The sequence below is a fragment of the Streptomyces sp. MB09-02B genome (assembly GCF_033794485.1).
Classification (GTDB): Bacteria; Actinomycetota; Actinomycetes; order Streptomycetales; family Streptomycetaceae; genus Streptomyces.
Genome location: NZ_JARGEE010000023.1, coordinates 1 through 13,280 on the forward strand (window position 1 = coordinate 1; position 13,280 = coordinate 13,280).

Consider the following 13,280-nt stretch of genomic DNA (forward strand, 5'->3'; position numbering starts at 1 on the left):
ACGAGGGATGGAACGCGATCAGTACGGAACGATGAAGACAAGAAGCGTGAAGGCGACGAGCATGATCGCGAGCCGTGACCCGGGCCACCGGAGGAGAACCACCATGGAACGACTGCGCCGAGAGGTCGAACCGCGCGAGGCCGGCCTCGCCCCGAAGACCCTGGCCCGCCTGGACGAGTACCTCGCCCTCCAGGTCGACGAGGGCCGCCTGCCCGGCTACCTCCTCTCCCTCGCCCGCGGCGGCCGCGTGGCCCATCTGACGACGTACGGAGCGCGCGACCGCGCGGCAGGGCTGCCCGTGGAGACGGACACGCTGTGGCGGGTGTACTCCATGACCAAGCCCGTCACGTCCGTCGCCGCGCTGATACTGGTCGAGGAGGGACGGCTGTCGCTCGACGACCCGGTCTCCCGCCACCTCCCGGAGTTCGCCGAGCCCCGCGTGTACGAGTCCGGTGAGGGCGCCGACGTCCGGACCCGCCCGGCGGAGCAGCCCCTCCTCGTCCGGCATCTGATGACCCACACCTCGGGCCTGACCTTCGGCTTCTACTACGACCACCCGGTGGACGCGCTCTACCGCGACGCCGGTCTGGAGAGCTCGGTACGGCCGGGCGCCACGCTGGCGCAGACGATCGGGGAGTACGCGCGCCTGCCCCTGCAGTTCGAGCCGGGCACCCAGTGGAACTACTCCGTCTCCACCAACGTCCTCGGCCGGATCGTCGAGGTGGTCTCGGGCCAGGACCTCGACGTGTTCTTCGCCGAACGGATCCTCGGCCCGCTCGGGATGACCGACGCGGGTTTCCAGGTGACCCCCGAACAGGCTGAGCGGCTCGCCGAGTTGTACGGGGAGCAGGAGGACGGCTCGATCGCACCCGTGCCCGGTCTCCCGGTGCGCGGCCGGCCGCGCTTCCTGTCCGGCAGCGGCGGGATGGTCGCCACCGCCCACGACTACCACCGGTTCGCCGAGTTCCTGCGGCGGCGCGGGGAGCTCGACGGCGTACGGCTGCTGTCCGCCGAGTCCGTCGGCATGATGGCCACGAACCAGCTGCCGGGCGGTGTCGACATCCACACGCACGGCAGCGCGTTCCATCGGCAGCCGGGGAATGTGGGCGTCGGTTTCGGGCTCGGGGTGTCCGTCGTCATCGACCCCGCCGTGACCGAATCCCCGTCGTCCCTGGGGACGTTCGGCTGGACCGGGGCGGCGACGACGATCTTCTGGGTGGATCCTCGGCGTGATCTGACGGTGCAGTTCATGACGCAGGTGCGGCGGCGGTCGTCGTTCTCGGTGTATCCCGAGTTGAAGCGGTTGGTTCATGAGGCCGTGGTGGGCTGAGCACGTCGTTCGGCGCCTCTAGTCGATTCGCGCCGTGAACTCCACACCGGCCTCAGCCAGTTCGGCGAGCCATGCCCGCGAGCGCTCCCCCGTCTCCGCCGCCCTGCTCAGGCCCGTCGGCAGTGAGCCGTCCAGGATGTGTCCCACCCCCAGGGCCAGGGGGCGGGACACCAGGCGGGCCATCGCGCTCTCCTCCTCGGTGCCGATCGCGTCGAGGAGGTAGCGGCCGGACCACTCCCCGCCCGAGTCGGCGCGCACGTCGAGGGAGACGGCGAGGACGACCCGGTCGCGGTCGGCGTCGGTGGTCGGGTGGCGGGCCGCGAGGTCACGGGCCAGCTCCGCGATGCGCCGGTCGTCGCCGCGGTCCAGTTCCGCGAAGACCGGGGCCCAGGCGGTGAGCCAGCCGTCGAGACGGAGGGTGCCGCGCACGAAGGTCCTCGGTGTCCAGGCCGACGGCAGGCCGTACTGGGCGACGAAGGGAACGCTGTCGCGGTTCGGGTAGGCCTCGCGAAGGTCTCGCCGTCGACGACGTGCGGGCGGGTGGCCGTCCAGGGGCGGTCGGCCGTCGTCTCGGCGCCGTCCTCGATGTAGCGGGCCGGTGAGCGCAGGGCGCCCAGCACCCCGGCCGGGGCCCAGCTGAAGCGGTACCTGAAGTCGTTGGGGACGGCCGGGACGCCGCCGCAGTACGAGGTGAGGGTGTACGTGGCGGGGGTCTCGGGCCCTATCTCCCGGGTGGCCCGGTCGATCAGGCTGTGTGCGAAGAGGTGGTCCACGCCCGGGTCCAGGCCTGCCTCGGTGAGGACGGTGACGCCCGCCGCCTCGGCCGCCGGCACCTGTTCCAGGACCGCGTCGGAGACATAGCTGGAGCAGGCGAAGTGGGCCCGCGCCCCCACGCAGGCGGCGAGCAGTGGGGCGTGGTCCGGTGCCGGGAGCATGGAGATCACCACGTCTCCCGGCGCGAGGTCCGCCGTGAGCGCGCGCAGTGTGTACGCACGGGGCTCGGCCCGGCCCGCCAGACCGCGTGCGGCCAGCGCCCGCTCGGCGCGTTCCTCGGTGCGGTGCCACAGCCGTACCCGGGCGGCGGTGTCGCACAGCACCGCCAGGCCGCTGCCCGTGGACAGGCCGGCACCGACCCAGTGGACGGTGCCGCTCGCGGGGACCACCTCGGTCATCGGGCAACTACCCTTCTGTGAGGTCCAGTTCATCGCTCGCCTTACGGAATCGGTCCAGGCAGCGCCCCCACGCCCCACCCGTTGCGAAGTCCAGCAGCTGCGGCAGCAGCGCGGCCGAGAAGTCGGCGCTCGCCTCGCGGGGCAGCAGGGAGGGCAGGTTGTCGATGGCGATGAGATCGAGCGGGGGGTGCTCGCGCAGTCGGCGGACCGGGTGGTCCCATTCGGTGGTCGTGTCGTAGACGGGCAGGACGTTCATGGGTGAGCCGACGTCGACCGTGACGTCCGAGAGGGTGCGGAGCCGGCGGTCCGGGTCGTCGAGGTCCTTGTCCGTCAGGAACGGGGGGACCGGGCTGGTCGTCAGGACGGTGTTGACCATCAACTCGTGGGCCAGCAGCGCTGGTCGGTCCAGGTCACGGGTCTCGGCCAGGTCCCAGCAGGTCGGCTCGACGCCCGCCTCGCCGAGGGCGACCCGCGCACCCCGGCCGCTGCGGCCCAGGGCGCCGATCACCAGCGCGGTCAAGTCCCCCCGGGAGGAACGGAGTTCGGCCTCCATCTCCTCCTTCGCCGTGGGGACGAGCGGGGCACGCAGTGCGCTCCGGTGGTGGAGCACGGCGAGGGCCGCGCCCAGGTAGCCCGCCCAGAAGCCGAAGGCGGCGAGCCGGCGGCCCTGGTCGTCCACCAGGTACTCCAGGTCGAGCAGCGCCCCGCCCCCGGCCGCGAACCTGCGCAGCAACGCCTCGGCGCCGGGCTGCCCCTTGTAGGCGTGCCCGAAGAACACATGGCGGTGCGTCAGTTCAGCCGGTGTGTCCGGCAGTTCCTTGAGGCCCACGATCACCGCGCGCGCCGACGCCGACACCCACGAGCCCGGCTCGGCGACCTGGCAGCCGGCCTCCTCGTACTCCTCCCTGGGGAAGATCCGCTGAGGGGAGTCCTCGACGGTGATCCGTACGCCGCTCTCGACCAGCCGCCGGGCGTCGGCGGGCACGATCGGGGTGCGGCGTTCGGTGGTGCGGGTCTCGTGGCGGAGCCACAAGTGGAGATCGGTCATACGAGGTTGGCCTCCGGGCGCAGCGCGTCGGCCGTGAACCGGTCGACGGTCAAGGGGCTGATGTCGACGAAGGGTACGCGGCCCAGGTACAGGTCGCGGACCACCTCGCCGACCGCCGGGCCCTGGAGGAAACCGTGGCCGGAGAACCCGGTCGCGTACAGGAAGCGGGAGCAGGAACCGGCCTCGCCGATCAGGGCGTTGTGGTCCGGAGTGATCTCGTACAGGCCCGCCCAGCCGCCCGTGCGGCGCAGGTCCAGGAGGGAGGGGGCGCGGCGGCGCATGGCCTCGTACAGGCGGGGGATCCAGCGGTCGTGGGTGTCGGTGGCGAAGCCGGGGCGTTCGTCGGGGTCGGACATGCCGACGAGGAGGCCGGGGCCCTCGGTGTGGAAGTAGAGGCTGCTGGTGAAGTCGATCGTCATGGGGAGGTGGGGCGGGAGGTCCGGGACCGGTTCCGTCACGGCGATCTGGCGGCGCAGGGGTTCCACCGGGAGGTCGACGCCGACCATGGCGCCGACGGACCGGGACCAGGCGCCGGCCGCGCACACGACCGTGTCGGTGACGATGCGGCCCTTGCTCGTGACCACCGCGGTGATGGTGTCCCGCCAGGTCTCGATGCCGAGAACCTCGCAGTTGCGCAGCACGATCGCCCCGTGGCGGCGGGCCCCGGCGGCGTAACCGTGGACCACGGACTCGGGGGTGCAGTGGCCGTCGTCGGGCGAGAACGCGGCGGCCAGCAGGCCGTCGGTGGAGATCAGCGGGGAGAGCCGCCGGGCCTCCTCGGGGTCCACCATGCGGCTGGGCACACCCAGGTCGTTCTGGAGCTGGACGCCCGCCTCGAACTGGGCGACCTCGTCGGGGGTCGTCAGGAGGAAGAGGTAGCCGACGCGGTGCAGGCCGATGTCGTGGCCGAGTTCTCGCCGGAAGCGGCCGAACGCCTCCAGGCTCCGGGCGCCGAGCTGGATGTTGAGTTCGTCGGAGAACTGCGCGCGGACCCCGCCGGCGGCCCTCGCCGTCGATCCGGAGGCCAGTTCGTCGCGTTCGACGAGGACGACGTCGTCCACTCCGGCGGCGGCCAGGTGGTAGGCGATGCTCGTCCCGACGACTCCTCCGCCGATGACGACGACCCGTGCGCTGCGGATCACGAACGCTCCCTTCGTCCGACCGTGGTCGCGATGCCCGACGGAGTCAGGTCTTCCACCCGGGGCGAACGTTCATGCGGGGCGCCCGTGTACTTGCCTGAAGGGACAGCGTGCGTGGGCCTGAGGGCGTGCGTGGGCCGGCGGGCGCGGCGGCCGAGGTCGGAGTCGCCTCCGGGCGGCCGCCGCGCGGACCCCGGCGCTCAGGACGAGTGGACCACCGCGTCCAGGTGCGGCAGGTAGTGGTCGAGCCGCTCGCGCTTGGTGCGCAGGTAGGTGATGTTGTCCTCGCACGGCGTGATGAGCAGCGGCACCTGCTCGGAGACCTTGATGCCGTGGCGCAGCAGCGCCTCCCGCTTGCGCGGGTTGTTCGACATCAGCCGGACCGACCGTACGCCGAGGTCGTGCAGCATCTCGGCCGCCACCCGGTAGTCGCGGGCGTCCACCGGCAGGCCGAGGGCGAGGTTGGCCTCGACGGTGTCCAGGCCCTCCGCCTGGAGCTTCATCGCCTGGAGCTTGGCGAGCAGGCCGATGCCGCGGCCCTCGTGACCGCGCAGATATACCAGGATGCCGCGGCCCTCGGCGACTATCGCCCGCAGCGCGCTGTCGAGCTGTTCGCCGCATTCGCAGTGCTGCGAGCCGAACGCGTCACCGGTCAGGCACTCCGAGTGCAGCCGGATGAGAATTCCCTCACCGCCGCTGATGTCGCCGTACACCAGAGCCACTTGTTCCTCGCCGCGGTCCTGGTCGAGATAACCTACGGCCTCGAAGTCGCCGTAGGTGGTGGGCAGGGGGGCGTTCACCACGCGTACGGCGCCGGAGGACTTGGCATTCGTGCCGAGTACACCAACATTTTCTGTCATGATCTGGTTCCTATCTGGTGAGTCCTGACGTCATGCGAAAATGACGGAGCATCAGCAGAGACGAAAGGCCGTGAAAAGATGAGCAGTTCGAGTCTTGTACCGACGGACACCACCGCGGACGTCCGGGCGCGGGGGGCGGCGGCGGGCCGACAGGTCGCGGTGCTCCCGGTCGGCAGCTACGAGCAGCACGGTCCGTATCTGCCCCTGGCCACCGACACACTGGTCGCCTGCGCGATAGCCCGGGAGATAGCCGCCGCGTACCCGGTGCACCTGCTGCCGCCCGTGACCATCGCCTGCTCGCACGAGCACGCGGCCTGGCCGGGCACGGTCAGCATCTCCGCGACGACGCTGCACGCGATGGTGAACGACATCGCCGCGTCCCTGCGCCGGTCGGGCGTCGAGGCGCTGGTGGTCGTGAACGGACACGGCGGGAATTATGTTCTGGGCAATGTCGTCCAGGAATCCACCGCGGCGGGACATCGAATGGCGCTTTTCCCGGCGATGGAGGACTGGGACGCCGCGCGCGAACGGGCGGGCGTACAGACCTCGTTGCTCAGTGATATGCATGCGGGAGAAATTGAGACCTCCATACTTCTGCATTGCCATCCCGAATTGGTCCGACCCGGTCACGAGACCACCGATTTCCTTGCCGATGACCGCCGTCATCTCCTCTCCCTCGGTATGTCGGCCTACACCGATTCCGGTGTGATCGGCCGTCCGTCCCTGGCGTCCGCCACGAAGGGGAAGGAGTTGCTGGCAGGATTCGTGGAATCCTTCGGGGCGTACTTCTCGTTGGTCACCTCGGACGCCTGGGGCAAGGGTCCGGTTCCCCCTCCGGTCTCCCCCGCGGGTGACTGACGGCGGGCCCGCAGGGAGCCGTACCAGCGTCCGACGAGCACGAGCGCTCCCGGCAGGGCGGCCGCGAAGCTGAGCACACCGTAGACGACGGCCACGGTCAGCCCCTGCGAGGCACCGAGGCCGGCGGCGCCGAAGGACCAGGCGGTGACGCCCTCCCTGGGGCCCCAGCCGCCCACGTTGAGCGGCAGGCTCATGGCGATCAGGGCCAGCAGCGCGAGGGGCAGCAGTTCCAGCGTCGTCGCGGCGGAGCCGGCGACGTCCGCGGCGAGCAGGAACGTCGCCACGTATCCGACCAGGACCGCCACGGACGAGAACAGCACGGCGGGCCCGCTGTCGCGGTGGAGCAGCACGCCGCGCGCCTCGGTGAGGACGGCCCTGATCCTGCGGCCCCGGCCGCCCGCGGACGCGCTCGGCCCGCGGCCCATCCGGACCGCCGCCCAGATCGCCAGCGCGCCCAGCGCGGCGAGCGCCGTCACACCGGCGGCGTGGCGGGTCTGCTCCAGCACGGGGGACGGCAGCACCAGCAGGACCGTTACGCCCACGACCGCCAGCACCAACTGGCCCGCGGTGCGCTCGATCACCACCGCGCGCACGCCCCGGCCCATGTCGCCGGAGCTCTGTCCGTGCCGCACCGCACGGTGCACGTCGCCGAGGACACCGCCGGGCAGTGCCGCGTTGAGGAACAGCGCCCGGTAGTAGTCCGCGACGGCGGGGCCGAGCGGCAGCCGCAGCCCGAGCGCCCGCGTCACCGCGCACCAACGCCACGCGCTGCACACCGTGGTCAGCACACCGATCCCGACGGCCGCCGCGAGCGTCGCGCCGTCGATCCGCCGCAGCCCGTCGACGAACACTCCGGTGCCCATGCGCCAGAACACGACCACGAGGATCGCCGTTCCGGCGAGGGTGCCGAAGTGGGTGCGCAGCACACGGACGAACCGGGAGCCGGTCCGGGAGCCGGTCCGGGACCCGGCGGGTGCCGGACCGGGCGCCGCGGGCGCCGCAGCGGGAGTCCGCTCCGAGGCGGAGGGGCCGTCGGACGCGACCGCCGGTGAGGGAGTACGCGAACCCGCGGTCGTCGCCACCGCCGACGAGCTGGCCGGCGCCGGTGACGCGTCCACCGGCGAAGGAGTACGGGGCGTCGAGGTCGTGGTCCGCGGCGGGCGTGCACCCGGTACCGCCGCCACGGGCTGCGGTTCGGGTGAGCGCGCGCCGGGTGTGAGCGCGCGGACCCTCGCCCGCGCGCCCGGTGTGCCCGCCTTCACCCGGGCCCGGACTCCGCGCGGGCGCAGGCGTATGCGTTCCCCCGTCGCCGGTGGGTGGGCCTCGACCGTCTCCTCCACCGGTGCCGTCATGAGGCTCCGCCCTTCGGCCGGGGCAGCGCCAGCAGGTCGCTGTGGTGGACGACGACGCGGAGTTGACCGGCCGCGTTGGCCGCGAGGCGGTCGCGGAGGTAGGCCTCGGCGCGCTCGGTGAGTTCGGGACGCTGCTCGCAGGCGGCGCCGACCCAGCCGCGCAGCCACTCCTCGACGAGCGCGGTGTGCCGGGTGTCGAGCTGCCAGGCACTCGGGTGGACCCGGACCGTGGCGCCTCGCTGGGCGAACGCCTCACAGGCCACGTTGATCGCGTCCGGACCGAGCAGATCGCTCTCGCGCTGGTGGGCGTTGAACGCCTCGGCGATCTCGGCGTCCATGGGGTGTGCGGGGACCAGGTCCACGCGGCCCACGACCGAGAGTGTCAGCAGCGCGGGAACCCCGGCGCCCGCGCAGGCCGCCGCGAGCGCCTCGATCTCCTCGCGGGTGAGGACGTCGAGCAGCGCGGACGCCGTGACCAGCGAGGCACCGTCGAGGTCGGCCGCCGTCAGCCGACCGATGTCACCGCGCCGCGTGGTGACCGTGACGGGGCTGCCGTCGGCGGCGGCGCGCGGCGCCCGCGCTACGGCCAGCCGCAGCAGGTTCGGGTCCTGGTCGTGCAGCACCCACCGCTGGGCGCCGTCCAGCCGGGGCGCGAGCCAGCGGCCCATGGAGCCGGTGCCGCAGCCGAGGTCATGCACGGTCAGCCCGGTGGCACGACCCGGCAGGTTCGCGAGACGGATCCGCAGCGGGTCCAGCAGATCCGCCGCACGGGCGTCGGCGTCGGCGCTCTCGCGCAACTCCAGCCACTGCGGCGCGTACTGGTGGCCCTCGGGCGACGGCGTGTCTCCCCCGCGTCCCGCCATGCTCAGCACCCCGCCGGCGGACCCCCCGGCGGCCGTGGTCCCACCGGCCGCGGCGACCGGCGTACCCGGCGAAGGGGTCGCTCCCGTGGGCAGCGGCCCGCCCGTCGACAGGGGCCCGCCCGCGGACATGGTCATATCGGCAGAAGTGGTCATGCGGCCCTCCGAGGTTCGTGCCGCAGCCTGCCCAGTACATGGGCAAGGCTGCGGGCCGTGGTCGCCCACCCGTCCAGCGCGGCCCGGCGCCCGCGCGCGGCCGCCTTCAGCCGACGCCGTACGTCGGCCTCCCCGAACCAGCCGCGCAGTTCGGCGGCGATGGCCGCCGGGTTCTCCGGCGGGACGAGGATGCCGGGCACCCCGCCGTCGGGGGCGCGGCCGACGGCCTCGGGGAGACCGCCGACGTCCGTGGCCAGAACGGGGATGCCGCGCGCGAGGGCTTCGGTGACCGCCATGCCGTACGTCTCGGCGTAGGAGGTGAGGACCATCAGGTCGGCGGCGGCGTAACTGGCGTCGAGTTCCGCGCCGGCCTGCGGTCCGGCGAGGTGGAAGCGGTCCTCCAGGCCGAACTTCGCGATCAGCGAGCGGATGTGGTCGACGTACTCGGGCTCCTGGTCGAGCCCGCCGACCAGCACGCAGCTCCAGCGCAGTTCGGTGACGGTCGCGAGGGCCTCCACCAGCCGGTGCTGCCCCTTGCGCGGGGTGACCGCGGCCACGCACAGCAGCCGGGAGACTCCGTCGGTGCCGGAGGCGAGGGGCGCGATGTCGGCGCCGGGGGCGGCGACATGGACCCGGTCGGGGGCGAGCCCGTGGTGTGACACGAGTCTGCGGACCGCCCACTCGCTCGTCGCGATCACGGCGGACACGCCCCGCAGGGTGGTGCGCTCCTTCGCGTCGAGTTCGGCGGCGAGTTCGGGCTCCAGGCCGGTCTCGTCGCCGAGCGGCAGGTGCACCAGCACGGCCAGGCAGAGGCGTTCGGCCTCCGGGAGGATGATCTCGGGGACGCCGCAGGCGACCAGTCCGTCGAGGAGGACGACCGTGCCGTCGGGGAGTTCGCCCAGCGTGCGGGCGAGTTCGGCGCGGGCCGTCTCGTCCGGGCGGGGCCAGCTGCCGTCGATCGCGTGCTTGTGCACCTGCCAGCCGAAGCCGGGCAGATCGAGGCAGATCCGCCGGTCGTAGGCGTTGCCGCCGCTGGGCCGGGTGGGGTCGTCGACGCCGCCCGGCATCACGAAGTGCACGGAACGCAGCGACATGGGGATGATCGCGGCGTTCTTCAGCGCCGCGTTCTGCACGGGCACATAGCCGAGTCTCACTTGTTCTCCCCCGTTCGCCTTGGCCCCGCCCTTCACCTGGGCTCCGTTCGCCCGGTCCGTGGCACCGGCTGCCTGGGCGGTGGTGCCGACGGCCGCCCGGTCGATGGTCACGTCGGTCACAGGGCACGCTCGTAACTCGCCCAGGCGATGTGCGACTCGTGCAGGGTGACCGTGAGGCTCGCGATGCCCTTGGCGTTCTCCCCGAGGGCGCCCTTGTGGATCCGCTCGGCGAGGCGGTCGGCGATCACCTTGGCCAGGAACTCCGTGGAGGTGTTGGTGTCGGCGAAGGCGGGCTCGTTGTCGAGGTTGCGGTAGTTCAACTCGCTCACCACGGCACCGAGCTCCTGGGTGGCCAACCCGATGTCCACGACGATGTTGTCGTCGTCCAGTTCGGCGCGCCGGAAGGTGGCGTCCACGAGGAACGTGGCGCCGTGCAGGCGCTGCGCGGGTCCGAAGACCTCCCCGCGGAAGCTGTGGGCGATCATGATGTGATCGCGAACGGTGATGCTGAACAACGGACGACCCTCCAGTGCGGTACGTCTGCCCCCGGGCCGGGGCATGCCGTGTAGTACGGCTGCCTCCTACCCGTTGTTCAGCCGAGTTTTCCGGTTTCTTCGCGGTCAGCGTTCCGTTCGGGCAGTTCAGGGGCGGGTGGGACCAACCAGAACGCTCAACTCACTGGCTCACTCGGCGTCGTAGCGCACCCGGTGGCACATCCCCGGCAGCTCTCCGCTCGCGAGCTTCGGCATGACCTCCGGGAGGTCCTCGAAGGCGCACTCCCCGGTGACGAGGGCGTCGAAGCGGGCGTCGGCGAGGAGTTCGAGGGCGAGCGCCAGCCGGTCCGCGTACGTCCGTCCGACGCGGGCGGCCGGGGAGACGGTTCCCACCTGGCTGCTGCGGACGGTGAGCCGGCGCGAGTGGAAGGCCTCGCCGAGCGGCAGGGCGATCCGGCGGTCGCCGTACCAGCTCAGCTCGATGACCGTGCCCTCGGCGGCGAGGAGTTCGAGGGAGCGGACGAGGCCCTGTTCGTTCGCGCTGGCGTGCACGACGAGGTCGCAGTCGCCCAGCGCCTCGTCGGGCAGGGCGAAGTCGACGCCGAGGGCGTGGGCGATGGCGGCGCGCGCCGGGTCCGCGTCGACGAGCTGGACGCGCACGCCCGGGTAGCGCGCGAGGAGCGCGGCGACCGAGCAGCCGACCATGCCGCCGCCGACGACGGCGATCCGGTCGCCGATGAGGGGCGCGGCGTCCCACAGGGCGTTGACGGCGGTCTCCACGGTTCCGGCCAGAACGGCACGCTCCGCCGGAACGGACTCCGGCACGACGGTGACGGCGCTCACGGGAACGACGTAGCGGCTCTGGTGCGGATACAGGCAGAAGACGGTCCGGCCGACCAGTGCGTCGGGCCCCTCTTCCACCCGACCGACGCTGAGGTAGCCGTACTTCACGGGCGCGGGGAACTCGCCCTCCTGGAAGGGCGCGCGCATGGTCGCGCGCTGGTTCTCGGGCACTCGGCCGTGGAACACGAGCGTCTCCGTGCCCCGGCTGACTCCTGAGTACAGCGCGCGGACCAGGACCTCGCCGTCGACCGGGGCGGCGAGGGTCTCCGCACGGATCTCGCCCTGCCCCGGGGAGCGTAGCCAGAAGGCATTGGCAGTCGGTTTCATGTGCGTCTCCGTGAACGGTCGAGCGGTTCGCCACGTACGCAGCGGTGGAAGTTCGCGGACACGGTACGCGGCGATGATCCACTTGTCACACGTTCGGAAGGTATGCGGTGGCCCTGATCAACACATACGACGGCCGGCTGTTGCTCTCGGAGACGACCGTGGGCGCCGGCGCCCAGGTGCTGCTCCTCGCCTTCCTGGGCACGGCGATCGGACTGGGCCCGGCGGGCTGGCTGACCGGGCTGGCCTTCGGGCTCGCCACCTGGGCGGTCCTCAACCGCGCCCTGCTGCGCACCCGGACCCGTACCTTCGGCCCGGCCAACCGCGTCACGCTCGGCCGGGCGATACTCGTCGGCGCCGTCACCGCGCTGGTCGCCGACTCCTTCCAGAGCTCGCCGCCGGTCTCGCTGTTCGTCGGGCTGACGGCCGTGGCGCTGATCCTCGACGGTGTCGACGGCCAGGTGGCCCGCCGGACGGGGACGTCGACCGCGCTGGGCGCCCGCTTCGACATGGAGGTCGACGCGTTCCTGATCCTGGTGCTGAGCGTGTACGTCGCGATGTCGATGGGCCCGTGGGTGCTGCTGATCGGTCTCATGCGGTACGTCTTCGTGGCCGCCGCCAAGGTCGCCCCGTGGCTGAACAACTCCCTGCCGCACAGCATGGCCCGCAAGACCGTGGCCGCCGTCCAGGGCGTGTTCCTGCTGGTCGCCGCCTCCGGTCTGCTGCCGTACTCGGCGGGCTTCGGCCTGGTCGCGCTGGCGCTGGGCTCGCTGCTCTGGTCGTTCGGGCGGGACATCGCGTGGCTGTTCCGCAACCGGGAGGGCCTCGGCGAGCCGATGACCGCGGCGTCCGTGAACGGGACGGTGACCGTGGCCCTGGAGAGCGCCGTCGAGACGGCTGTCGAGCGCCGGGCGCCCCAGCTCGTCACGAGCTGAACGGGACCGGACCCGACGGTCCGGAACTCGGGGACCGTACGACTGCGGGACGCGGCGGACGGGAGAACGGTCCGAGCAGCGAATCGTCAGAAGGACCTGATCGGCCAGAGCAGCGGTCTTCGGCGTGAGGCCGCGCCCCCGCCCGGCTCAGCGGGCGAGGCCGTGCAGGAGCAGCTCGGCGAGGTGGGCGTAGGCCATGGCGTCGTCCAGGCCCGTCGCGGCCACCACCTGGCGCTGCTGGATGCGCACCATCACCGAGGTGATGACCTCCGCCGCGAAGGGCACGTGGACCTCGCGGAACACGCCGGCCGCCACACCCTCGTCGATCAGCTGCTGGATCCGGGCGGCCGCTGCGCGCGTGTTGCGCTCGTAGACCTCAGCCGCGGGCTCGAACGCGGCCACGTCGTCGAAGAACCTCGGCGAGACCGGCGCGAGTTCGGCTGCGACCGCGCCCAGGTAGGCGGCCAGACGTCCGGCGGGGTCGGGTTCGGCCTCCAGTGCGGCCTCCACCCGCGCGGTGGCGCCCCGGAAGAAGTGCACCACGACCGCCCTGACCAGTTGCTCCTTGCTGCCGGCCAGCCCGTACAGGGTGCGCTTGGAGCAGTGCAGCCGGGCGGCGAGGTCATCCAGCGTGAAAGAAGCGAACCCCTCACCGATCAGCAGGGCCACCAGGTCCTCGAACAGCTCCGATCGACGGGCCGCGCCGCGCCCGGTCAGCTTCGGGGTGCCCACGGCGGAGGTCTCAGTCATTCGAT

Annotated in this window: 11 protein-coding genes and 2 pseudogenes; 3 read left to right on the forward strand and 10 right to left on the reverse strand. The window is 72.3% G+C overall.

Annotated elements, in window-relative coordinates:
• Positions 1-103 precede the first annotated feature (103 nt).
• Positions 104-1,330, forward strand: coding sequence for a serine hydrolase domain-containing protein (locus P1P70_RS05790; protein ID WP_319235130.1), 1,227 nt, complete (start codon positions 104-106; stop codon positions 1,328-1,330).
• An 18-nt stretch (positions 1,331-1,348) separates the two neighbouring features.
• Here the strand turns inward: P1P70_RS05790 and P1P70_RS05795 are convergent.
• The 4 genes and pseudogenes from P1P70_RS05795 to ribA all read right to left on the reverse strand — a co-directional run bounded on the left by P1P70_RS05795 (position 1,349) and on the right by ribA (position 5,549).
• A pseudogene (locus tag P1P70_RS05795) lies at positions 1,349-2,502 on the reverse strand (saccharopine dehydrogenase family protein).
• A 7-nt stretch (positions 2,503-2,509) separates the two neighbouring features.
• Positions 2,510-3,550, reverse strand: a complete 1,041-nt coding sequence (locus P1P70_RS05800; protein ID WP_319235131.1) for a saccharopine dehydrogenase — start codon at positions 3,548-3,550, stop codon at positions 2,510-2,512.
• Complete coding sequence (locus tag P1P70_RS05805) at positions 3,547-4,692, reverse strand: FAD-binding oxidoreductase (RefSeq protein ID WP_319235133.1); 1,146 nt, start codon at positions 4,690-4,692, stop codon at positions 3,547-3,549. The genes P1P70_RS05800 and P1P70_RS05805 overlap by 4 nt, the downstream gene beginning before the upstream one ends.
• A 197-nt stretch (positions 4,693-4,889) precedes the next feature.
• Positions 4,890-5,549, reverse strand: coding sequence for a GTP cyclohydrolase II (gene ribA, locus P1P70_RS05810; protein ID WP_215454286.1), 660 nt, complete (start codon positions 5,547-5,549; stop codon positions 4,890-4,892).
• A gap of 78 nt (positions 5,550-5,627) precedes the next feature.
• Between ribA and P1P70_RS05815 the strand changes: the two genes are divergently transcribed.
• Positions 5,628-6,407 carry a creatininase family protein gene (locus P1P70_RS05815; RefSeq protein ID WP_319235135.1) on the forward strand — a complete coding sequence of 260 codons (780 nt, stop codon included), beginning with the start codon at positions 5,628-5,630 and terminating at the stop codon, positions 6,405-6,407.
• Positions 6,408-6,520: 113 nt separating this feature from the next.
• Here the strand turns inward: P1P70_RS05815 and P1P70_RS05820 are convergent.
• The 5 genes and pseudogenes from P1P70_RS05820 to P1P70_RS05840 all read right to left on the reverse strand — a co-directional run.
• A pseudogene (locus P1P70_RS05820) lies at positions 6,521-7,759 on the reverse strand (lysylphosphatidylglycerol synthase transmembrane domain-containing protein); the annotation flags it as partial.
• Complete coding sequence (locus P1P70_RS05825) at positions 7,756-8,775, reverse strand: class I SAM-dependent methyltransferase (RefSeq protein ID WP_319235138.1); 1,020 nt, start codon at positions 8,773-8,775, stop codon at positions 7,756-7,758. The gene P1P70_RS05825 and the pseudogene P1P70_RS05820, both read right to left, overlap by 4 nt.
• Complete coding sequence (locus P1P70_RS05830) at positions 8,772-10,049, reverse strand: glycosyltransferase family 4 protein (protein WP_319235140.1); 1,278 nt, start codon at positions 10,047-10,049, stop codon at positions 8,772-8,774. The genes P1P70_RS05825 and P1P70_RS05830 overlap by 4 nt, the downstream gene beginning before the upstream one ends.
• A complete protein-coding gene (locus tag P1P70_RS05835; RefSeq protein ID WP_319235142.1) occupies positions 10,046-10,444 on the reverse strand; it encodes a 6-carboxytetrahydropterin synthase in 399 nt (132 codons plus the stop codon). Before P1P70_RS05835 ends, P1P70_RS05830 begins: the two co-directional genes overlap by 4 nt.
• A 168-nt stretch (positions 10,445-10,612) precedes the next feature.
• Positions 10,613-11,593, reverse strand: a complete 981-nt coding sequence (locus P1P70_RS05840) for a zinc-binding alcohol dehydrogenase (protein ID WP_319235144.1) — start codon at positions 11,591-11,593, stop codon at positions 10,613-10,615.
• A gap of 107 nt (positions 11,594-11,700) precedes the next feature.
• Here P1P70_RS05840 and P1P70_RS05845 point away from each other — a divergent pair, with 107 nt between their 5' ends.
• Positions 11,701-12,525: a CDP-alcohol phosphatidyltransferase family protein gene (locus P1P70_RS05845; RefSeq protein ID WP_319235146.1), complete on the forward strand. Its 825-nt coding sequence runs from the start codon at positions 11,701-11,703 to the stop codon at positions 12,523-12,525.
• A 147-nt stretch (positions 12,526-12,672) separates the two neighbouring features.
• Here P1P70_RS05845 and P1P70_RS05850 read toward each other — a convergent pair whose 3' ends face one another.
• Positions 12,673-13,275, reverse strand: coding sequence for a TetR/AcrR family transcriptional regulator (locus P1P70_RS05850; RefSeq protein WP_319235147.1), 603 nt, complete (start codon positions 13,273-13,275; stop codon positions 12,673-12,675).
• Positions 13,276-13,280 lie beyond the last annotated feature (5 nt).

Excerpts from the sequence above, each read along its gene's own strand:
- P1P70_RS05790 (WP_319235130.1), top strand. The coding sequence starts at position 104 with ATGGAACGACTGCGCCGAGAGGTCGAACCGCGCGAGGCCGGCCTCGCC.
- P1P70_RS05800 (WP_319235131.1), bottom strand. The coding sequence starts at position 3,550 with ATGACCGATCTCCACTTGTGGCTCCGCCACGAGACCCGCACCACCGAA.
- ribA (WP_215454286.1), bottom strand. The coding sequence starts at position 5,549 with ATGACAGAAAATGTTGGTGTACTCGGCACGAATGCCAAGTCCTCCGGC.
- P1P70_RS05815 (WP_319235135.1), top strand. The coding sequence starts at position 5,628 with ATGAGCAGTTCGAGTCTTGTACCGACGGACACCACCGCGGACGTCCGG.
- P1P70_RS05825 (WP_319235138.1), bottom strand. The coding sequence starts at position 8,775 with ATGACCACTTCTGCCGATATGACCATGTCCGCGGGCGGGCCCCTGTCG.
- P1P70_RS05840 (WP_319235144.1), bottom strand. The coding sequence starts at position 11,593 with ATGAAACCGACTGCCAATGCCTTCTGGCTACGCTCCCCGGGGCAGGGC.
- P1P70_RS05850 (WP_319235147.1), bottom strand. The coding sequence starts at position 13,275 with ATGACTGAGACCTCCGCCGTGGGCACCCCGAAGCTGACCGGGCGCGGC.